Annotated in this window: 21 protein-coding genes; 15 read left to right on the top strand and 6 right to left on the bottom strand. The window is 71.7% G+C overall.

Annotated elements, in window-relative coordinates; all coding sequences use genetic code 11:
* The first annotated feature begins 14 nt into the window (after positions 1–14).
* Complete coding sequence (locus ACIRJR_RS18705) at positions 15–1487, top strand: sialate:H+ symport family MFS transporter (RefSeq protein WP_403781516.1); 1473 nt, start codon at positions 15–17, stop codon at positions 1485–1487.
* Between the two features lie 106 nt (positions 1488–1593).
* On the opposite strand, the gene ACIRJR_RS18710 is transcribed toward ACIRJR_RS18705, so the two are convergent.
* From ACIRJR_RS18710 to ACIRJR_RS18725, 4 genes are all read right to left on the bottom strand, one after another.
* Entirely contained in the window at positions 1594–2052 is a 459-nt protein-coding gene (locus ACIRJR_RS18710; protein ID WP_403781520.1) for a MaoC family dehydratase, read from the bottom strand.
* A gap of 31 nt (positions 2053–2083) precedes the next feature.
* Positions 2084–3427: an MFS transporter gene (locus ACIRJR_RS18715; RefSeq protein WP_403781523.1), complete on the bottom strand. Its 1344-nt coding sequence runs from the start codon at positions 3425–3427 to the stop codon at positions 2084–2086.
* Positions 3428–3555: 128 nt separating this feature from the next.
* A complete protein-coding gene (locus ACIRJR_RS18720) occupies positions 3556–4782 on the bottom strand; it encodes an acetyl-CoA C-acetyltransferase (RefSeq protein ID WP_403781526.1) in 1227 nt (408 codons plus the stop codon).
* Positions 4783–4898: 116 nt separating this feature from the next.
* A complete protein-coding gene (locus ACIRJR_RS18725; protein ID WP_403781529.1) occupies positions 4899–5789 on the bottom strand; it encodes a LysR family transcriptional regulator in 891 nt (296 codons plus the stop codon).
* A gap of 155 nt (positions 5790–5944) precedes the next feature.
* Here ACIRJR_RS18725 and ACIRJR_RS18730 point away from each other — a divergent pair, with 155 nt between their 5' ends.
* From ACIRJR_RS18730 to ACIRJR_RS18745, 4 genes are all read left to right on the top strand, one after another.
* Entirely contained in the window at positions 5945–6862 is a 918-nt protein-coding gene (locus ACIRJR_RS18730; RefSeq protein WP_403781938.1) for a CoA transferase subunit A, read from the top strand.
* Positions 6863–6888: 26 nt separating this feature from the next.
* Positions 6889–7665: a CoA-transferase subunit beta gene (locus tag ACIRJR_RS18735; RefSeq protein WP_403781532.1), complete on the top strand. Its 777-nt coding sequence runs from the start codon at positions 6889–6891 to the stop codon at positions 7663–7665.
* Between the two features lie 34 nt (positions 7666–7699).
* Complete coding sequence (locus tag ACIRJR_RS18740; protein ID WP_403781535.1) at positions 7700–9226, top strand: 3-hydroxyacyl-CoA dehydrogenase; 1527 nt, start codon at positions 7700–7702, stop codon at positions 9224–9226.
* A gap of 69 nt (positions 9227–9295) precedes the next feature.
* Positions 9296–9691 carry a VOC family protein gene (locus ACIRJR_RS18745; protein ID WP_403781537.1) on the top strand — a complete coding sequence of 132 codons (396 nt, stop codon included), beginning with the start codon at positions 9296–9298 and terminating at the stop codon, positions 9689–9691.
* On the opposite strand, the gene ACIRJR_RS18750 is transcribed toward ACIRJR_RS18745, so the two are convergent.
* On the bottom strand, positions 9628–10395 hold the full coding sequence (locus ACIRJR_RS18750) for a DUF6597 domain-containing transcriptional factor (RefSeq protein ID WP_403781540.1): 768 nt from the start codon (positions 10393–10395) through the stop codon (positions 9628–9630). The genes ACIRJR_RS18745 and ACIRJR_RS18750 overlap by 64 nt on opposite strands.
* A 19-nt stretch (positions 10396–10414) precedes the next feature.
* The gene (locus ACIRJR_RS18755) at positions 10415–11545 is read right to left on the bottom strand and encodes a YihY/virulence factor BrkB family protein (RefSeq protein WP_403781543.1); all 1131 of its coding nucleotides are present in this window, start codon (positions 11543–11545) and stop codon (positions 10415–10417) included.
* A gap of 17 nt (positions 11546–11562) precedes the next feature.
* Between ACIRJR_RS18755 and ACIRJR_RS18760 the strand changes: the two genes are divergently transcribed.
* The 10 genes from ACIRJR_RS18760 to ACIRJR_RS18805 all read left to right on the top strand — a co-directional run bounded on the left by ACIRJR_RS18760 (position 11563) and on the right by ACIRJR_RS18805 (position 21157).
* Positions 11563–13200, top strand: coding sequence for an acyl-CoA dehydrogenase family protein (locus tag ACIRJR_RS18760; RefSeq protein ID WP_403781546.1), 1638 nt, complete (start codon positions 11563–11565; stop codon positions 13198–13200).
* Between the two features lie 258 nt (positions 13201–13458).
* Positions 13459–14751 carry a GAF domain-containing protein gene (locus ACIRJR_RS18765; RefSeq protein WP_403781549.1) on the top strand — a complete coding sequence of 431 codons (1293 nt, stop codon included), beginning with the start codon at positions 13459–13461 and terminating at the stop codon, positions 14749–14751.
* Between the two features lie 48 nt (positions 14752–14799).
* Complete coding sequence (locus tag ACIRJR_RS18770) at positions 14800–15393, top strand: GNAT family N-acetyltransferase (RefSeq protein WP_403781552.1); 594 nt, start codon at positions 14800–14802, stop codon at positions 15391–15393.
* Between the two features lie 133 nt (positions 15394–15526).
* On the top strand, positions 15527–15610 hold the full coding sequence (locus ACIRJR_RS18775) for a putative leader peptide (RefSeq protein ID WP_349817346.1): 84 nt from the start codon (positions 15527–15529) through the stop codon (positions 15608–15610).
* Between the two features lie 113 nt (positions 15611–15723).
* Entirely contained in the window at positions 15724–17421 is a 1698-nt protein-coding gene (locus ACIRJR_RS18780; protein WP_403781555.1) for a nitrite/sulfite reductase, read from the top strand.
* Positions 17418–17597: a hypothetical protein gene (locus tag ACIRJR_RS18785; RefSeq protein ID WP_403781558.1), complete on the top strand. Its 180-nt coding sequence runs from the start codon at positions 17418–17420 to the stop codon at positions 17595–17597. The genes ACIRJR_RS18780 and ACIRJR_RS18785 overlap by 4 nt, the downstream gene beginning before the upstream one ends.
* Positions 17594–18310 carry a phosphoadenylyl-sulfate reductase gene (locus tag ACIRJR_RS18790; protein WP_403781561.1) on the top strand — a complete coding sequence of 239 codons (717 nt, stop codon included), beginning with the start codon at positions 17594–17596 and terminating at the stop codon, positions 18308–18310. The genes ACIRJR_RS18785 and ACIRJR_RS18790 overlap by 4 nt, the downstream gene beginning before the upstream one ends.
* Positions 18310–18879 (top strand): adenylyl-sulfate kinase, encoded by a 570-nt coding sequence (gene cysC, locus ACIRJR_RS18795; protein WP_403781564.1) that lies wholly within the window; start codon positions 18310–18312, stop codon positions 18877–18879. The genes ACIRJR_RS18790 and cysC overlap by 1 nt, the downstream gene beginning before the upstream one ends.
* On the top strand, positions 18876–19811 hold the full coding sequence (gene cysD, locus ACIRJR_RS18800; protein ID WP_403781567.1) for a sulfate adenylyltransferase subunit CysD: 936 nt from the start codon (positions 18876–18878) through the stop codon (positions 19809–19811). Before cysC ends, cysD begins: the two co-directional genes overlap by 4 nt.
* A 2-nt stretch (positions 19812–19813) precedes the next feature.
* Positions 19814–21157, top strand: a complete 1344-nt coding sequence (locus tag ACIRJR_RS18805; RefSeq protein WP_403781570.1) for a sulfate adenylyltransferase subunit 1 — start codon at positions 19814–19816, stop codon at positions 21155–21157.
* Positions 21158–21167 lie beyond the last annotated feature (10 nt).

The raw sequence follows: 21167 nt of genomic DNA on the forward strand, positions 1-21167 counted from the left end.
CGCCCTCCCGCACCATGGAGTCCACCGTGCAGAAAACTCCCCCGACGCTCCCCTGGTACCGCGAGGTGAGCCGTACGCAGTGGAAGTCGTTCTTCGCCGCCTGGATCGGCTATGTCCTCGACGGTTTCGACTTCGTCCTCATCACCCTCGTCCTGACCGAGATCAGCGACGACTTCGGCCTGAGCACGGTGCAGGCGGCCAGCCTGATCTCCGGAGCCTTCATCACCCGCTGGCTGGGCGGGGCCGTGCTGGGAGCCATCGGTGACCGGTACGGCCGCAAGATGTCGATGGTGCTGAGCATCCTGCTCTACTCGCTGGGCACCTTCGCCTGCGGTTTCGCGTGGGACTTCCACAGCCTGTTCGCCGCCCGCCTCGCCATCGGGATGGGCATGGCCGGGGAGTACAGCGCCAGCGCCACCTACGTCATGGAGAGCTGGCCGGCCAGGGTCCGCAGCCGGGCCAGCGGCTTCCTCATCTCGGGCTTCTCCGTCGGTTCGGTGCTCGCGGCACAGGTCTACGACTGGGTGGTCCCCTCGCTCGGCTGGCGGTGGATGTTCTACCTGGGGCTGATACCGATCGCGGTCGCGCTCTGGATGCGGCGCGCGCTGCCGGAGGCCGAGGAGTGGACGGAGACGGTGGCCGAACAGGGCGCCAGGCCCAATCCGTTCCGGCCGCTGTTCATGACCCGGGGACGTGCGGTGGCCAACACCGTGCTCGTCGCGGCCGCCACGCTCTCGCTCTTCCTGATCTTCACACCGGGCGGCGAGGGCCTGGTGCCACTGCTGTCCGTCGTGGCGGGCCTGTCTCTCGCCGCCTTCGCGGTGCAGATGGGCGGGAAGAGGGGATGGCTCCTCTACCTGTCCATGATCGTGACGCTGTTCTTCGCCTTCCTGTACTCGTGGCCCATCCAGGCCCTGCTTCCCACCTATCTGAAGACGGAGCTGGGATACACCACCGGCCAGGTCACCGACGTCCTCTACTTCGCGGGATTCGGGACCATGGCGGGCTGCTGGGCGGCGGGCTTCCTGGGCGACCGGATCGGGGCCAGGAAGGCGTACGCGCTGACGCTGCTGGCCTCGCTGGCCTTCGTCTACCCGGTGTTCGCGGTGAAGGACAACCTGCTGGTGCTCGGCTGCCTGCTGTTCCTGCTCCAGGCCACCAGCTTCGGGATCTCAGGGCTGCTGCCCCGGTACATCGGCGGCCACTTCCCGACCGCGAGCCGGGGAGCCGCACTCGGCTTCACGTACAACGTGGGGGCGCTGGGAGGTGCCGTCGCACCGGTCCTCGGGGCGAACCTGGCCTCCGGGATGGATCTGGGGCAGGCGCTGGCGGTGCTGACCTTCGCCGGGACCGTGATCGTGGTGCTGCTGGTCGGGTTCGACGTGCCCTCGCGGCTGAACCGGCTGACCGACCCCGGCGCGCAGGCCGACCACCTGTCCGCGCCGTCCGCGGCCGGGGAGCCGGAGAAGGCGGACCGCGTCGGATAGCGGTTCCGTACGCACCGGCGCCCGCCTCGGTACTCCCGGGCGGGCGCCGGCGCGTGTCCGGTACTTCCGGGCGGGCGCCGGCGCGTGCGGACTCGGGACCGCGGGCCTACGGGTAGAAGTGGGTCAGAGACTCGGCGACGCAGGCGGGCTTCTCGGAGCCCTCCAGCTCGAAGGTGAAGCCCCGTGTCATCTGCACGCCGCCCCGGGCGACCTCGCTCACCCCGGTGACCACGGCGTGCAGGCGCACGCGGCTGCCGACGGGGACGGGGGCCGGGTAACGGACGCGGTTGACGCCGTAGTTGAGCGCGCGGCCCACACCGCTCACCTGGAGCAGCTCCCCGAACATCGGGATGCCCCAGCTCAGGACCATGTAGCCGTGGGCGATGGTGCGCCCGTACGGGCCGGCGGCGGCCCGCTCGACGTCGGTGTGGATCCACTGGTGGTCCCCGGAGACGTACGCGTACGCGTCGATCAGCTCCTGGGTGACCTCCTTCCACTCCGAGCGTCCGAGGTCGCGCCCGCCGAGGGCGAGGATCTCCGGGATGCCGTGCGCGGTCAGGGGCATGGCGGTACTCCGATCTACGGGAACGGGCGGGTCAGGCGGTGACGGTCGCGGTGCGGGGTGCGGCGACCGGCTCGGCGGCCTGCTCGTCGTGGTCGGGGCGCTTGAGCAGGAGGAGCATGCAGCCCAGGGTCAGCGCGACCTGGAAGACGGCGTAGGCGATGACGGCCGTGATGGAGCCGGTCCGGTTCAGCAGGAACTGGCCGATGATCGGGGTGGTCCCGCCCAGCAGGGTGCCGCAGAGCTGGTAGCAGAGCGAGATGCCGGTGTAGCGCAGATGGGCCGGGAAGCGGCTGGCGAGCATGCCGGCGAGGGCCGCGTAGTAGAGGCAGTGCGGGATGGTGGCGACGGCGACACCGACCATCGCGAGCCCGTAGTTCTCGGTGCTGATGAGGACGAACATCACCGGCATCAGGACGAGTTCGGGGACCAGCATCACGATCACCGCGCGGGACCAGCTCTTCATCCGGGTGGCGATGAGGGCGCCGAAGGGCTGGACGACGATCTGGGTGACGTTGGCGACGAGGATGATCGTCAGGAACGAGCTGCGGTCGAAGTCCAGGGACGTGGTCGCCCAGGAGAGGGCGAACGTCGACTTGAAGTACGTCGCGGACAGCCCGATGGTGCAGGCGCCGATACCGAGGACGATCAGCATGGGGTGGGTGCGCAGGACCTCGGTCAGGGGGAGCTTGACGACTTCCTTCTTCTCGATGAGCCTGGCCATGGCCGGGGACTCGGTGACCTTCAGGCGGACGAGCAGGCCGACCATGACGAGTGCGGCGGAGGCGAGGAAGGGCACCCGCCAGCCCCAGGAGACGAAGGCGTCGTCGGGCAGCTGGCTGATGGCGAGGAAGCTCACGGTGGAGAGGGTGTTGCCGACGGGCGAGCCCTGCTGGGCGAAGGCCGCGTACAGCACGGACTTGCCCTTGGGGGCGTGCTCGGAGGCGATCAGGACGGAGCCGCCCCACTCGCCGCCGAGGCCGATGCCCTGGATCATGCGGATGCAGACCAGCAGGATCGGGGCGGCGATGCCGATGGACGCGTAGCCGGGCAGCAGACCGATCGCGGTGGTCGAGATCCCCATCATCAGCAGGGTGATGACGAGCGTCTTCTTGCGGCCGAGCCGGTCGCCGTAGTGGCCGAAGATGATGCCGCCGAGGGGGCGGGCGAGGAAGCCGACCCAGAAGGTGGCGAACGCGACCAGCGTGCCTATGGGCCCTTCGAGTTCGGGGAAGAACACCTTGTCGAAGACGAGCGCTGCCGCGGTTCCGTAGATGTAGAAGTCGAACCACTCGATGGTGGAGCCGATGAAGGCTCCGAATCCTGCGCGGTTGGCGGCTTTCGTTCGCTCGCGTGCGGTGGCGGTGGTCGCACTCATGGGTGGCTCCCGAACATCGTTGATCAAGCGGATGGGGGCACGGCTGACCCGGGCGTCGCCCGGGACGCCCTGGATCGCGTGGTGGAGAGGGGACGGAGAGGAAGGGGACGGCGAAGGGGGAAGGGCCGTCAGGCGGCGATGCGTTCGAAGACCGCGGCGAGGCCCTGGCCACCGCCGATGCACATGGTCTCCAGCCCGTAGCGCGCCTGGGTGCGGTGCATCTCCCGGCTGAGGGTGGCGAGGATGCGCGCGCCGGTGGCGCCCACCGGGTGGCCGAGCGAGACGCCGGAGCCGTTGACGTTGATCCGCTGGTCGTGGTCCTTCTCGCCGAGGCCGAGTTCGCGGGTGCAGGCCAGGACCTGGGCGGCGAAGGCCTCGTTGAGCTCGATCAGGTCGAGGTCGGCGAGGGTGAGGCCGGCCCGGCCGAGGGCCGCGTGGGTGGCGGGGACGGGGCCGATGCCCATCGTCGCGGCGGGGACACCCGCGCGGGCGAAGGAGACCAGACGGACGAGCGGGGTGAGCCCGAGCCGTTCGGCGGTGGCGGAGCTGGTGACCAGACAGGCGGCGGCCGCGTCGTTCTGGCCGCTGGCGTTGCCCGCGGTGACGGTGGCCTCGGGGTCGGACTTGGCCATGACGGGGCGCAGCGCGGCGAGCTGTTCGGCGGTGGTGTCCGGGCGGGGGTGCTCGTCGGCCGAGACGACGGTCTCGCCCTTCCGGGTGCGCACGGTCACGGGGACGGTCTCGGCGTCGTAGCGCCCCTCCTTCGCGGCGCGGGCGGCGCGGGCCTGCGAGCGCAGGGCGAGGGCGTCCTGGTCGGCGCGGCTGATGGAGTAGGCGCGGCGGAGGTTCTCGGCGGTCTCGATCATGCCGCCGGGTACGGGGTGGTGGACGCCGCCCGCCGTGACACGGCCACGGGCGAGCGAGTCGTGGAGCTGGAGGCCGGGGCCCTTGATGCCCCAGCGTCCGTCGTGCGTGTAGTAGGGGGCGGCGCTCATGACGTCGACGCCGCCGGCGATGACGACGTCGCTGAATCCGGCGCGGATCTGCATGGCGGCGTCGAGGACGGCCTGCAGGCCGGAGCCGCAGCGCCGGTCGGTCTGGGCGCCGGTGACGGTGTCGGGGAGCCCGGCGTCCAGCGCGGCGACCCGGCCGATGGCGGGCGCCTCGGACGAGGGGTAGGCGTGTCCGAGGATCACCTCGTCCACCCGGTCGGGGTCGATCCCCGTGCGCGCGACGACCTCGGCGATGACGCGGGCGGCCAGCGCGGCCGGTGTCTGCTGGGCGAACGCGCCGCCGAAACGCCCGATGGGGGTGCGCAGCGGCTCGCAGATGACGACATCGGTCTGGTCGGGCACGGCGGAACACCTTTCGGCGGGTTCGGGTGTGTGGGGTGACCTTCGCACCGGACCACTGAGTCGGTCCAATATCGAGTTGCCTCACATTCAAGACGCCACGCGTCTCAATCGGACCGCTACGGGGTCGGCAGGGCCTCCTCGGCGACCGCGAGCACCGCGCCGAGGGCCGCCGAGGGGTTGTCCGTGCGCCAGGCAAGCGCCGCCTGGCGCCGGACGGGCGGACCGGCGAGGGACCGGTAGACCAGCCCGTTCTGCTGGATGTGGCGGACCGAGGAGACCGTGAGCGTGACGCCGACGCCCGCGGCGACGAGGGCGAGGATCGTGTACGAGTCCGGCGCCTCCTGCACCACGCGCGGGTTGAAGCCGGCTGCCTCACAGACCTGGACCATGGCGTCGCGCACCGTGGAGCCGGCGTTCGCGGGGAAGGAGACGAAGGGCTCGTCGGCGAGAATGCCGATCGGGATGCTCTCCAGGCGGGCGAGCCGGTGGTCGGAGGGCAGCGCGCACAGCAGCTCCTCCTCGTCGATCACCCGGTAGGCAACACCGGGCTGGGTGACGGGGAGGCGGACGAAGCCCAGGTCGAGGGAGCCGTCGGCGACCCGGGAGAGGGCGACGTTGGCGTAGGTCTGGCCCTTCATGGCCAGCTCGATCCCGGGGTGGGCGGCGCGCACGGCCCGGGTCAGCAGGGGCAGGGTCTCGTGGCTGGAGGCTCCCGCGAAGCCGATGGTGACCCGCCCGTGCTCCCCGCGCCCGGCGGCCTTGGCGGCCCGTACCGCCGTGTCGAGGTCGGCCAGGACGGTCCGTACGGGTTCGAGGAAGGACTCCCCCGCGCTCGTGAGCCGCACCGAGCGCGTGTTGCGTTCGAAGAGCTGGACCCCGAGCTCCTTCTCCAGCTGCCGGATCTGCTGGCTGAGCGGGGGCTGGGCCATCTGCAGCCGCTTGGCGGCGCGGCCGAAGTGCAGCTCCTCGGCGACGGCGGTGAAGGCGGTCAGATGACGCAGTTCCATCGGATGCTTCCATTCATTAACCAGCTGTCTTGATCTGACCTTAATTTGGTATTGGACAGCAATCAATGGCCGCTGACACGGTGAGGGCCAACAGCACGCACTCGCCGAGGAGCACCGTGGAGCGGACGGATACGGCCGACGGGCCCAGCAAAGTCATGTCGATGAAGGAGGCCGTCGCCACCTTCGTGCGCGACGGGGCGACCGTCGCCATCGAGGGGTTCACCCATCTCGTCCCGACCGCCGCCGGTCACGAGATCATCCGCCAGGGCCGCAAGGACCTCACCGTCGTACGGATGACGGCGGACATCGTGGTGGACCAGATGATCGCCGCGGGCTGCGTCTCCCGGCTGGTCTCCTCGTTCGTGGGCAACTCCTCCGCCGGCTCGCTCGGCGAGCTGCGGCGCAGGATCGAGCGGGCCGACCCGGCGCCGCTGGCCTTCGAGGAGTACAGCCACTACGGGATGGTGTGCCGCTATCTCGCGGGGTCCCAGCGGCTGCCCTTCTATCCGCTGCGGAGCTACGGAGGCAGTGATCTTCCCTCGGTCAACAGCGGTCTGCGCAAGGTGACGTCGCCCTACCCGGGGCCCGACGGGGAGCCGGAGCAGATCTACGTCGTGCCTCCGGTGAACCCGGACGTGACGATCATCCACGCCCAGCGGGCCGACCGCCGGGGCAACACCCAGATCTGGGGGCTGACCGGAATCCAGGCCGAGGCGGTCTACGCGGCGGAGAAGGCGATCGTGGTCGTCGAGGAGGTCGTCGCGGACGAGGTGGTCCGCTCGGACCCCAACCGCACCCTCGTCCCGTCCCACGCCGTGGACGCCGTGGTCGTCTGCCCTCGCGGCGCACACCCCTCGTTCGCCCAGGGCTACTACGACCGCGACAACGCCTTCTACCGGGCCTGGTCGCACATCAGCAAGGACCCGGAACGGCTGCGGGCCTGGCTGGCGGAGTGGGTGTACGGAACGGCCGACCACGCCGAGTACGTCGACAGGCTGGGCGAGGACTTCTGGGCCGGACTCGCGGTGGGCGAAGCCCTCAGCGAACCGGTGAACTACGGGCGGCGGCTGTGAGCGCGCCGCAGGAGAGGGAACGGGACATGACCACCACCGCACCGGAGACCGCCACCTCCTCCGAGCTGCTCTCCGTCGTCGCCTCCCGCGAACTGGCTTCCCGGAGAACGGTGTTCGCCGGCATCGGGCTGCCTACGCTCGCCACCGAGCTCGCCCGTCTGACGGTCGCGCCGCAGATCGAGGTCGTGTACGAGTCCGGGGTCTGCGGGGCACATCCCTCGCACCTGCCGGAGACCATCGCCGACGCGGTCCTCATCTCGGGCGCGGAGGCCGTGCTGTCGATGCCGGCGCTGTTCGGCTGCGTACTCCAGGGCGGCCACATCGACGTGGGCTTCCTCGGTGCCGCGCAGATCGACCGGTGGGGCAACCTGAACACCTCCGTCATCGGGGAGTGGGAGCGCCCGACGGTGCGACTGCCCGGATCGGGCGGCGCCATGGAGGTGATGGCCAACTCCCGCGAGGTCTTCGTGGTGATGCGCCGCCACGATCCGCGCTCCTTCACCGCGACGCTCGACTTCTGTACGACGCCCGGCCCGGACCGCGCCCGCGCGGAGGGCATCCGCCCGCTGGGCGCGGGGGTCACCCGGGTCATCACCGAGCTGGGCATCCTGGCCCGCGCGGGCGTCGGCGAGGAGCTCCGGCTCGTCGCCGTGCATCCGGGCGTGACGGTGGACCAGGTGCGCGCGGCGACGGGCTGGGACCTGCAGGTCGCCGCCTCCGTCGGCACCGTCCCCCCGCCGACCGGGGCGGAACTGCGCCGCCTGCGCGAGGACGTCGACCCCGGCCGCGTCTACCTTCGCTGACATCGACCACACCTGCCGAGAGGACGTCACCGCCATGCGTATCAGGATCGTCGGCGCCGGAGCCATGGGCCGCGGCATCGCCCAGTGGGCCGCCGTCGCCGGGCACACCGTCGAGCTCTGCGACGTACGGACCAAGGCGGTGACAGCCGCCGTGGACTTCGTACGTTCCATGCTGGAACGCGCGGTCCAGAAGGGCCGGATGACCTCCGGCGACGCCGCCGCGGCCCTGGAACGCCTGGTCCCGCTGGACGACCCGTGGGCGCCCGGCCCGGAGGTCGAGCTGGTCGTCGAGGCCGTCCGGGAGGATCTGGACACCAAGGCCGAGGTGTTCGGGAAGCTGGAGGAGGCACTGCCGGACTCCACCGTCTTCGCGACCAACACCTCGTCCCTGTCGGTGACCCGGATCGCCGCCTCGCTGCGCGACCCGGCGCGCCTGGCGGGGCTGCACTTCTTCAATCCCGTGCCGCTGATGAGGATCGTCGAGGTCGTGCCGGGCGCCGCGACCCGTCCCGGGATCCCGCCGGCCCTGACCGCGCTGGTCGAGAGCTGCGGCCACCGCGCGGTGACCGTCGCCGACACCCCCGGGTTCCTGGTCAACCACGCCGGGCGTGGCCTCGTGACCGAGGCCCTGGCCCTGCTGGAGGAGTCCGTCGCGGACGCGGCCGGGATCGACCGGATCGCCAGGGACGTGCTGGGACTGCGCATGGGCCCGTTCGAACTGATGGACCTCACGGGGCTCGACGTCACCGCCGCCGTGATCGACTCGATCTGGCAGGGCTTCCGCCACGAGGACCGGCTCCGCCCCTCCTACCTCACCCCGAACAGGGTGACCGCCGGCCTGCACGGCCGCAAGACCGGGCAGGGCTGGTTCGCGTACGGCCCCGACGCTCCCGACGCCGGGGAACCGCCGGTGACGGGCGACGCGGGCCGGCCGGTGTTCGTCGCGGGCGGCGAGGGCGCGGAGGGGCTGCGGAACTCGCTGCGTGCCGGCGGGGCAACGGTCGAGAGCGGCCCGGAGCCCTCGGAGGAGGCCCTCGTCCTGGTCCCCGTCTGGGGCACCACGGTCGCCGCGGCGGTGGCCTCGCAGGGGCTGCCCGCCGCGCGCAGCTTCGGCGTGGACCCGCTGCCCCCGGCCGGCCGGCGACGGGTACTGGCGGTGACGCCCGCGGCCGACCCCTCAGCCGCGCGGGACGCCCGCGCGGTGCTGGCCCGTGCGCCGGAGGGCGGGGAGCCGCACGCCGTCTCGGTGGTGCGGGACACCGCGGGGTCGGTGGCGCAGCGGCTGCTCGCCTCCGTGGTCTCGGTCGCCGCGTCGATCGCGGAGCGCTCGCTGGCCACCCCGGCGGACATCGACCTCGCCGTGACGACCGGCCTCGGCTATCCGACGGGCCCGCTGGCCTGGGGCGACCGCATCGGCACCACGCGCCTGCTGGACCTGCAGCGGGCGCTGCACGCGACGACCGGCGACCCGAGGTACCGGCCGACCCGCTGGCTCACCGAGCGGGCACAGCTCGGCCTGTCACTGACGGACCCGGGCACCCCGCCGGAGGACTGCGCGTAACGGTGCCTCCGCCCGGCCCGTGACCGTTTCGTACAAGACCCGGCCACGGGCCCGGCCTACGGTCGTCCCATGACTCCACGACTCGACGCGATCTCCGTCACCACGGCCGACCTGGCCGCATCGCTCGCCTTCTACCGCAGGCTCGGCCTCGACATCCCGGCCGGGGCCGAGTCGGCTCCCCATGTCGAGGCGGCCCTCCCCGGAGGGCGGCGTCTGCTGTGGGACACCGAGGACGTCGTACGTTCCTTCGACCCTGACTGGACGGGGCCGAAGGGCGGCGAGCGCCTCGGGCTCGCCTTCCTCTGCGACAGCCCCGCGGAGGTCGACTCGGTGTACGCCGACCTGACCGCCGCCGGACACCCCGGCCATCTGGAGCCCTGGGACGCCGTGTGGGGACAGCGTTACGCGGTCGTCCTGGACCCCGACGGCTGCGCGGTCTCGCTCTTCGCGTCCACCCCCTCGTAGCCGGTCCCGGCCAGATAGCCGCCGAGCGTCGTCCCGGCCAGGTCCCGCATCTCACGCGCGAGGTGCGCCTGGTCCGTGCAGCCGGCGGCGTACGCGGCCTCGGCGTACGGCGTCCCCTCCCGGACGAGGGCCAGGGCGCGCTGCAGTCTCAGGATCCTGGCCAGGGTCTTGGGGCCGTAGCCGAAGGCTGCCAGGGAGCGGCGGTGCAGCTGGCGGGCGCCGAGCGCCACGGCATGCGCCGTGGCGGCCACGGAGCGCCCCTGCCGCAGCTGCGCGGCGACGGCCGCGGCGAGCGGGTCCGGGGGCTCGGCACGGGCCGCCCGGCGCAGCGCGAGGGACTCCAGCGCGGCGGCCGGGTCGTGGGCCGCGCCGATCCGTTCGGTGAGCCCGCGGACCTCCGCGCCGGGCCAGACCGCGTCGAGCGCGACCCGCCGGTCGCGCAGCTCGTGGGCCGGGACGCCCAGGAGCGCGGGTGCGGTGCCGGGGGCGAAGCGGATGCCCGCGCAGCTGCCGGAGAGTGCCGCGGCGGGGGTGAAGGCGTGGGTGTCGGGACCCGCCACCAGCAGCCGGCCACCGGCCCACAGCAGGTCCATGCAACCGTCGGGGAGCACCGGACGGCCGGGGTCGCGCGGACCGCTCCACGTCCAGAGGACCGCGCCGCCGAAGCGCGACACGCGCTCCTCGTACCTTGGGCCCACGGTCACCAGGCTATCGGACGCGCCCTCAGGAGGCGTCCTTGTCCCGGGGCCCGTGGAGGCGGGACTTCACGTCGTCCGGGGGCAGGAAGCGTGACCAGCGCTCGGGGAACTCGGAGGGCATGGACACGTCCTCCTCGTCGTCGTCCGCGTACGCGTCCCAGTTCGCCGCCTGGGTGCGGGCGAGGAGTTCGGCGGCCTGCGCCGCCCGTGCGCGCTCGGTGACCTCGCGTGCCGCCGCCGTGGCCAGCGAGGGCCAGACGCGGTCGATCGCGGCGTTCACCGCGGCGCCGACGAGTACCGCGAAAGCGGAGATGCCTATCCAGAGCAGGACAGCGATGGGTGCGGCCAACGAGCCGTAGATGGTGGGGCCTTCGACCGTGCTCGTGAGGTAGATCCGCAGCAGGAAGCTCCCCACCACCCACATCCCGAGCGCCACGAGCGCACCCGGCACGTCCTCTATCCACGGCGAACGGACCGGGACGGACACGTGGTAGAGCGTCGTCAGGAAGGCGATGGACAGGACGATGACCAGCGGCCAGTACATGACGGCCAGCACCTCGGTGCCCCACGGGACGAACTCCACCACCCGGTCGGGGCCGACCACCAGCAGCGGCAGCACCACCGCCCCGAGCAGCAGGGCGACCACGTACAGCAGGAAGGCGAGCAGCCGGGTCTTGACGATGCCGCGGTGACCGTCGAGGCCGTACATCACGGTGATGGTGTCGATGAAGACGTTCACCGCGCGTGAACCCGACCAGAGCGCGATCGCGAAGCCGATGGAGATGACGTCCGGGCGCGCACCCGTGGTCACGTCGGCTATCAGCGGCTTGGCGATGTCGTTGACGCCCCGCTCGGACAGCACCGTCTGCACCGCGCCCAGGATGTTGCGCTCGATGGAGGCGACCGTGGTGGTCGCCGTCCAGTCGTCGACGTAACCGAGCAGCCCGATCAGACCGAGCAGCAGCGGCGGCAGGGACAGCAGGGTGAAGAACGCGGCCTCCGCCGCGAGGCCGAGGATGCGGTACTCGATGCACGAGTTCACCGTGTCCTTGAGCAACTGCCAGGCCATCTGCCGCTTGGACACGTTGCGGTAGAGGACGCGAGCCCGGTGGAGCCGGCCCGGTGGCCGCTCGGGTGTTTCGTTTGCTGCCTGCACCTCCTTACCGTATCGGCATGGCACCTAGCACCCACACAGTGACCAACCAGGTTCCGCCGCTGGTCGGCTATGACGTCTTCGCCGCGGACCGGGCGCTGACGGAGGCCGTCGAGCGTCATCTCCCGCCCGGGGTCCTCGACGAGGCCCGGCAGGAACTCGCCGGGCTGGGCCGGTCCGCCGGCTCGGCCCAGGCCCAGCGCTGGGGTGCCCAGGCCGACGAGAACCCGCCGAGGCTGCGTACGCACGACCGGTACGGGCACCGGGTCGACGAGGTGGAGTTCCACCCCGCGTGGCACCGGCTGCTGGGGCACGCGGTCACGGCCGGGCTGACGGACGCCTGGGGCAGGCAGGGGGGTCATGTCCGGCGCGCGGCGGGCTTCCTGGTCTGGACGCAGGCCGAGGCGGGCCACGGGTGCCCGCTGTCGATGACGCACGCGGCGGTCCCGGCGCTGCGGACCGATCCGTCGCTGGCCTCGGAGTGGGAGCCGCTGCTGACCTCGCACGTGTACGAGGAGGGGCTGCGGCCCCCGTCGCAGAAGTCCGGTGTGCTCTTCGGGATGGGCATGACGGAGAAGCAGGGCGGCACCGACGTGCGGTCCAACACCACCCGGGCCGAACCGCTGGCCGGCGGCGGGGAGTACCTGCTGACCGGCCACAAGTGGTTCTGTTCGGCACCCATGTCCGACGGCTTCCTGGTGCTGGCGCAGGCACCTGGCGGGCTGAGCTGCTTCCTCGTGCCCCGGGTCCTGCCGGACGGCGCCCGCAACGCGTTCGCGATCCAGCGCCTCAAGGACAAACTGGGCAACAGGTCCAACGCCTCCGCCGAGGTCGAGTTCGACGGGACGTGGGCCCGCCCGGTCGGCGAGGAGGGGCGCGGGGTCCGCACCATCATCGAGATGGTGGCGGCGACCCGGCTGGACTGCGTGGTCGGTTCGGCGGCGCTGATGCGCCAGGCGGTTGCGCAGGCGATCCACCACAGCTCCCACCGCCGCGCGTTCGGCGGCCTGCTGGTCGACAAGCCGCTGATGCGCAACGTACTGGCGGACCTGGCCCTGGAGTCGGAGGCGGCGACGACGCTCGCGCTGCGGCTGGCCGCGGCGTACGACGCGGACACGGAGCAGGAGCGCGCCTTCCTGCGGATCGCGGTGCCGGCGGCCAAGTACTGGGTGACGAAGCGGTGCGCGGCGGTGGTCGGGGAGGCCCTGGAGTGCCTCGGCGGCAACGGCTACGTCGAGGAGTCCGGGATGCCCCGGCTGCTGCGCGAGGCCCCGCTCAACTCGATCTGGGAGGGCTCGGGGAACGTACAGGCGCTCGACGTGCTGCGTGCGCTGCTGCGCGAGCCGATGGCGCTCGACGCCTTCCTCCAGGAGGTCGGGAAGGCGCGTGGCGCCGACCACCGTCTCGACGCGGCGATCAAGGGCCTGCTGACCGAGCTGGCGGACCTGGGCGCCGCCGAGGAGCGGGCCAGGCGGCTGGTGGAGCGGATGGCCCTGGTGCTGCAGGGCTCCCTGCTGCTGCGCTGGGCGCCGCCGGAGGTCGCGGACGCGTTCTGCGCCTCGCGGCTCGGCGGGGACTGGGGCTCCGCCTTCGGGACGCTGCCGCACGGTCTTCATCTGGCCGCGGTGGTGGAGCGGGCGCGCGCCGAGCGGGGGTAGGGGCAAACGACGGAGGGTGGTGCTGCGCCGACACGGCACCACCCTCCACGCTTGTGCACCACCGCACGTCGGGCCGAGGGCCTCCCGCACGGTGTCCCGCCACTCTCGTACGGCCGTCGGGCCCGTCACCAGAGTTGCAAAGGGTTGCAACCATTGCGCGGAGTGCGAGCCAACGCGACCCTCGCACGGCAGGATGGGTGCTTCGGGGCCGGTACCTCATCTTCCGGACCGGGCCCACGCATTGTTGGGGGGACCGTCATGGATACACACCCTGTCGCGTCGGTACGGCCGGAAGGCGACTCCTGCCCCGCGGCGACCGAGCGCCTGGTGCACCGCGCACGGGAGGCCCGGCTGGCGGGCGGGCGCACGGCCGCTGTGCCGCGCGCGGAGATCGACGCGTCCTGGGACCGGGTGCTGCGCAGCGGCATCGATCCGGAGCAGTCACCGGAGAGCAGGCTGCTGGAGACGGACGAGATCGAGCACCGGCGCAGGGGCACCGCGATCGGCGAGGTCATGCCCCTGCTGCGGGAGGGGCTGGCCACGATCGCGGACGCCGCACAGCAGATCATGGTGGTCACCGACACCGAGGGCAGGGTCCTGTGGCGTCAGGGTCATGCGGCCGTGATGCGCCGGGCCAAGGACATCTGCCTGGAGGAGGGCGCCGCCTGGGCGGAGTCGGCGACGGGGACGAACGCCATCGGCACCGCGCTCGCCGTGCGCACCCCCATCCAGGTCCACTCCGCCGAGCACTTCATCCGCGCCCTGCACAACTGGACCTGCGCGGCGGCCCCGGTCCGCGACCCCCGGGACGGCCGGCTGATGGGCATCGTCGACATCAGCGGTCCCGCCTCCACCTTCCATCCGGCGACGCTGGCGCTGGTCGGCTCGGTGGCCGCGCTGGCGGAGAGCGAGCTGCGCGGCCGGCACCTGGTGGCGATCGAGCGGCTGCGCTCGGTGGCCGCCCCGATCCTGTGCCGGCTGGGCGGCCGCGCCATGGTGGTGGACAGCCACGGCTGGCTGGCCGCCGTCAGCGGGATGCCGCCCGTGGACCGGCTGCCCCTGCCCAAGTCGCTGGAGCCGGGCACGGTGTGGCTGGCCTCTCTCGGGATGTGCCGGGTGGAGCCGCTGCCGGGCGGCTGGCTGGTGCAGGTCGCGGAGGGCGCGTACGACGGGCCCCCGCGCCGCCTGGTGCTCGATCTGAGCCGCGACCGTGGGCTCGCGGTCCACGTGACGGGCCCCGTGGGCAGCTGGACGCGCCGGCTCTCGCCGCGTCACGCGGAGCTGCTGTACGCGCTGGCCCTGCACCGGGAGGGGCGCACCGCGGCGGAGCTGGCCGCCGACGTCTTCGGTGACACCGGCAGGACGGTGACGGTGCGGGCCGAGATATCGCGGATCCGCCGCCATCTCGCGCAGGTGCTGGCCCACCGCCCCTACCGGTTCCGCGAGGGGGTCGACGTGGAGGTCGTCCACCCGGACGTCCCGGCCGACCTGCTGCCCCGGTCGACGGCTCCGGTGGTGGTCAGGGCGCGTATGCCCGCGGGGACGGTCTGAGCGGTCCGGGTTTGGGCAAGGGGCCGCGGCCGTGGTTCTCTGACCGCCATGAACGACTCCACCCACTCCTCCCCCGCCGTCTGCGACGTGACCGTCTGGTCCCTGGAGCAGACCTCGCCCGCCGACCTGAGCCCCGCCTCCGCCGCCCCCGCCGGAGTGACGGTCACCCGCGCGGAGACGCCCCTGCCCGAGTTCAGCCGTTTCCTCTACACGGCGGTGGGCGGGGACGTGCGGTGGACCGACCGGCTGGGCCTCACCTACGCGCAGTGGCAGGAGATCCTGGGCCGGCCGGGGGCCGAGACCTGGGTGGCGTACGAGAACGGGACCCCGGCGGGCTTCATCGAGCTCGACGCCCAGGAGGGCGGAGCGGTGGAGATCGCCTACTTCGGCCTGATCCCGGCCTTCCGGGGGCGACGGATCGGCGGGCACCTCCTGACGTACGGGGTGGCGCGTGCCTGGGACCTCGCGGAGCGCCACGACGACCGCACACCGACGAAGCGGGTCTGGCTGCACACGTGCTCCCACGACGGCCCGCACGCGATGGACAACTACCTGCGGCGGGGTTTCCGGCTGTTCGACACCAGGACCGAGCAGGAGCCGGACGTCGCGAACCCCGGCCCCTGGCCCGGCGCGCACGCCTGACCGGAGGCCGTTCGTATCGGTTTGTCGACAGGGCGACGTGATCGACGCCACACCATCTCGCATTTCGGGACCATCCCGTCCACATAATGGATCGTGGTGGACTGGCCCGAGATCCGCGTGACACGCTTCCGTCATGTCTGGAACTGGAATTGCCTTGGTGAGTCGGCGGCACGTCGACCTCGGCCGCATGTCCAGCGCCATCTGTCCGGTCCGCTGAGAGTCTCCAGCACCGCGATCCCCTGAAGTCCGCTCCACCCCTGCGCACCGCCGCGCCTCGCGCGAGTGTGCAGTTCAGAGCCGCCCTCCTGCAGTCCCGAAGGACGTATTGCCATGGCCGCCAGCCCCGATAAGCCTGCTACCGCCACGCCCCGCCGCAAGGCCGGACGTCACCGTGGTGAAGGTCAGTGGGCCATGGGTCACTTCACCCCGCTGAACGGGAACGAGCAGTTCAAGAAGGACGACGACAGTCTCAATGTGCGGACGCGCATCGAGACGATCTACTCCAAGCGCGGATTCGACTCCATCGACCCGAACGACCTGCGCGGACGCATGCGCTGGTGGGGGCTCTACACGCAGCGCAAGCCCGGGATCGACGGCGGCAAGACCGCCGTGCTGGAGCCGGAGGAGCTGGACGACCGCTACTTCATGCTCCGCGTGCGCATCGACGGCGGCCGGCTGACCACCGCTCAGCTGCGTGTCATCGGCGAGATCTCCGAGGAGTACGCGCGCGGCACCGCCGACGTCACCGACCGGCAGAACATCCAGCTGCACTGGATCCGCATCGAGGACGTCCCGGCGATCTGGGAGAAGCTGGAGGCCGTCGGGCTCTCGACCACCGAGGCCTGCGGCGACTGCCCCCGTGTGATCATCGGTTCGCCGGTGGCCGGTATCGCCGCGGACGAGATCATCGACGGCACGCCCGCCGTCGACGAGATCCACGAGCGGTACATCGGCAGCAAGGAGTTCTCCAACCTGCCCCGCAAGTTCAAGACCGCGATCTCGGGCTCGCCGGTCCAGGACGTGGTGCACGAGATCAACGACATCGCGTTCGTGGGTGTCGACCACCCCGAGCACGGCCCCGGCTTCGACCTCTGGGTCGGCGGCGGCCTCTCCACCAACCCCCGGTTCGCCGAGCGGCTGGGTGCCTGGGTCCCGCTGGGCGAGGTGCCCGACGTGTGGGCCGGTGTCGTCGGGATCTTCCGCGACTACGGCTACCGCCGTCTGCGTACCCGCGCCCGTCTGAAGTTCCTGATGGCCGACTGGGGCCCGGAGAAGTTCCGCCAGATCCTCGAGGACGAGTACCTCAAGCGCCCGATGCTGGACGGGCCGCCGCCCGCGCAGCCCTCCTCCCGCTGGCGCGACCACATCGGTGTGCACGCGCAGCAGGACGGCCGCTTCTACGTCGGCTTCGCCCCGCGCGTCGGCCGGGTGGACGGCTCGACCCTCGCCAAGATCGCCGACCTGGCCGAGGCGCACGGCTCCGGCCGGGTGCGCACGACGGTCGAGCAGAAGATGCTCATCCTCGACGTGGAGCAGGACCAGCTCGAGTCCCTGTCCGCCGGACTGGAGGCACTGGACTTCCAGGTGAAGCCCTCCCCCTTCCGGCGCGGCACGATGGCCTGCACGGGCATCGAGTTCTGCAAGCTGGCGATCGTCGAGACGAAGGCGCGGGGCGCCGCGCTCATCGACGAACTGGAGCGCCGCATGCCGGAGTTCGAGGAGCCGCTCTCCATCAACATCAACGGCTGCCCGAACGCCTGCGCCCGTATCCAGACCGCGGACATCGGCCTCAAGGGCCAGCTCATGCTGGACGGCGACGGCAACCAGGTCGAGGGCTACCAGGTGCACCTCGGCGGGGCGCTCGGCCTGGAGGCCGGCTTCGGCCGCAAGGTCCGTGGCCTCAAGGTCACCTCGGCCGAACTCCCGGACTACGTCGAGCGGGTGCTCGGCAGGTTCCAGGAGCAGCGCGAGGACGGCGAGCGCTTCGCGACCTGGGCCGCCCGGGCCGACGCGGAGTCGCTGTCATGAGCGAACGAGCCGCGCCGTTCTACTGCCCCTACTGCGGCGACGAGGACCTGCGCCCGCACGAGACCGGCCACGGCGCCTGGGAATGTGCTTCCTGCAACCGCGCGTTCCAGCTGAAGTTCACCGGTCTGCTGACCCGTGGGCTCCAGCGCGACGACGTAGAAGGGGACGGGACATGACGGACACCCTGCAAGCGGACGAACTCACCGACGAGGCCCTGAAGGAACTGGCGGAGCGGGCCGGCCGCGAGCTGGAGGACGCCTCGGCCGGCGACATCCTCACATGGGCGGCCGACACCTTCGGCAAGCGCTTCTGCGTCACCTCCTCCATGGAGGACGCGGTCGTCGCGCACCTGGCGTCCCGGGTCTTCCCCGGCGTGGACGTGGTCTTCCTGGACACCGGATACCACTTCGAGGAGACCATCGGGACGCGGGACGCGGTGGACGCCGTGATGGACGTCAACCTCATCACGCTGACCCCGCGTCAGTCGGTGGCCGAACAGGACGCCGAGTACGGGCCGAAGCTGCACGACCGCGACCCCGACCTGTGCTGCGCGCTGCGGAAGGTCAAGCCCCTGGAAGAGGGCCTGACCGCGTACGCCGCCTGGGCGACCGGGCTGCGCCGCGACGAGTCCCCCACCCGGGCGAACACCCCGGTCGTGGGCTGGGACGAGAAGCGCCGCAAGGTGAAGGTCTCACCGATCGCCCGGTGGACCCAGGACGACGTGGACGCGTACGTCGCCGAACACGGCGTACTGACCAACCCCCTGCTGATGGACGGCTACGCCTCCGTCGGCTGCGCCCCCTGCACCCGCCGGGTGCTGGAGGGCGAGGACGCACGGGCCGGCCGGTGGGCCGGGCGGGGCAAGACCGAATGCGGGCTGCACGGCTGATGACGACTGATCAGGAGATATCGATGAGCGTGACGGAGACGGGAGCCACCGTCTGGCTCACCGGTCTGCCGAGCGCCGGCAAGACCACCATCGCCTACGAACTGGCGGGCCGGCTGCGTGCGGACGGTCACCGGGTCGAGGTGCTCGACGGTGACGAGATCCGGGAGTTCCTCTCCGCCGGGCTCGGCTTCTCCCGCGAGGACCGGCACACCAACGTCCAGCGGATCGGCTTCGTCGCCGAACTGCTGGCCGCCAACGGCGTGAAGGTGCTCGTCCCGGTCATCGCCCCGTACGCCGACAGCCGTGACGCGGTGGCCAAGCGCCATCAGCAGGAGGGCACCGCGTATCTGGAGGTGCACGTCGCGACCCCCGTCGAGGTGTGCTCCGAGCGCGATGTGAAGGGGCTGTACGCCAAGCAGGCGGCAGGCGAGATCAGTGGTCTCACCGGGGTCGACGATCCCTACGAGGCACCCGAGTCGCCGGATCTGCGGATCGAGTCGCACCAGCAGACCGTGCAGGAGTCCGCAGCGGCGCTCCGTGCGCTGCTCACCGAGAGGGGCCTGGCGTGAGCACCGTCGCCACCGTGCCGGAAGGCACCGTCAACCCGTACGCGCTGAGCCACCTGGACTCCCTGGAGTCGGAGGCGGTGCACATCTTCCGTGAGGTGGCGGGTGAGTTCGAGCGGCCGGTGATCCTCTTCTCCGGCGGCAAGGACTCGATCCTGATGCTGCACCTCGCGCTGAAGGCGTTCGCCCCCGCGCCCATCCCCTTCACGCTCCTGCACGTGGACACGGGGCACAACTTCCCCGAGGTCCTCGAATACCGCGACCGCACCGTCGAGAAGCACGGGCTGCGCCTGCACGTCGCCTCCGTCCAGGAGTACATCGACGCCGGCAAGCTCCGCGAGCGCCCCGACGGCACCCGCAACCCCCTGCAGACGGTCCCGCTCACCGAGGCCATCCAGCAGCACCGCTTCGACGCCGTGTTCGGCGGCGGACGCCGTGACGAGGAGAAGGCCCGCGCCAAGGAGCGCGTGTTCTCCCTGCGCGACGAGTTCTCCCAGTGGGACCCGCGCCGTCAGCGCCCCGAGCTGTGGCAGCTCTACAACGGCCGCCACGCCCCCGGTGAGCACGTCCGCGTCTTCCCCATCTCCAACTGGACCGAGCTCGACGTCTGGCAGTACATCGAGCGCGAGGGCATCGAGCTCCCGGAGATCTACTTCGCCCACGAGCGTGAGGTCTTCAGCCGTTCCGGCATGTGGCTGACCGCCGGTGACTGGGGCGGCCCCAAGGAGCACGAGAGGACCGAGACCCGGCAGGTCCGCTACCGCACCGTCGGTGACATGTCCTGCACCGGCGCCGTCGACTCCGACGCCACCACCCTGGACGCCGTCATCACCGAGATCGCCGCCTCCCGCCTCACCGAGCGGGGCGCCACCCGCGCCGACGACAAGATGTCCGAGGCCGCGATGGAAGACCGCAAGCGCGAGGGGTACTTCTAGACATGAGCATCACCACCGAGCAGCTCTCGGCCACCACCCTGCTGCGGTTCGCCACGGCCGGCTCCGTCGACGACGGCAAGTCCACGCTCGTCGGGCGCCTGCTGCACGACTCCAAGTCGGTCCTCACCGACCAGCTCGAAGCCGTCACCCAGGCCTCGCTGGGCCGCGGCCAGGAGGCGCCCGACCTGGCACTGCTCACCGACGGCCTGCGCGCCGAGCGTGAGCAGGGCATCACCATCGACGTGGCGTACCGCTACTTCGCCACGCCCCGGCGCCGGTTCATCCTCGCCGACACCCCCGGCCACGTGCAGTACACCCGCAACATGGTCACCGGCGCCTCCACCGCCGAGCTGGCCGTCGTCCTCGTCGACGCCCGCAACGGCGTGGTCGAGCAGACGCGCCGTCATGCGGCGGTCGCCGCGCTGCTGCGCGTCCCGCACGTCGTCCTCGCCGTCAACAAGATGGACCTCGTGGAGTACGCGGAGCCCGTGTTCGCCTCGATCGCCGAGGAGTTCACGGCGTACGCCGCCTCCCTCGGCGTCCCGGAGATCACCGCGATCCCGATCTCCGCGCTGGCCGGCGACAACGTCGTGGAGCCGTCCGCCCACATGGACTGGTACGGCGGCCCGACGGTCCTGGAGCACCTGGAGACGGTGCCGGTCAGCCACGACCTGACCGCGTGCCACGCGCGTTTCCCCGTGCAGTACGTGATCCGGCCCCAGAGCGCCGAGCACCCCGACTACCGCGGCTACGCCGGTCAGATCGCCGCCGGCGTGTTCCGGGTCGGTGAGACCGTCTCCGTGCTGCCGTCGGGGCGCACCACGACGATCGAGGGCATCGACGCGCTCGGCGAGAGCGTCGACGTCGCCTGGGCCCCGCAGTCGGTGACGATCCGGCTGGCCGACGACATCGACGTCTCGCGCGGTGACCTGATCGCGCCGGCCTCCGACACGCCCGCCACCACACAGGACGTCGAGGCGACCGTCTGCCACGTGGCCGACCGGCCGCTCACCGTCGGCCAGCGGGTGCTGATCAAGCACACCACCCGCACGGTCAAGGCCATCGTCAAGGACATCCCGTCCCGGCTGACGCTGGACGACCTCTCCCAGCACCCGGCTCCCGGGCAGCTGGTGGCCAACGACATCGGCCGGGTCGTCGTGCGTACCGCCGAGCCGCTCGCGCTCGACTCCTACGCCGACTCGCGGCGCACCGGATCCTTCCTGCTGATCGACCCCGCCGACGGCACGACGCTCTCGGCCGGGATGGCGGGCGCCTCGTTCGCCGCCGTCACCGACGGGGCTCCGGACGAGGACACCTCCGCCGAGGACGCGGAGTGGGACTTCTGATGATGACCGA

Source organism: Streptomyces sp. NPDC102402 (assembly GCF_044765765.1).
Classification (GTDB): Bacteria; Actinomycetota; Actinomycetes; order Streptomycetales; family Streptomycetaceae; genus Streptomyces.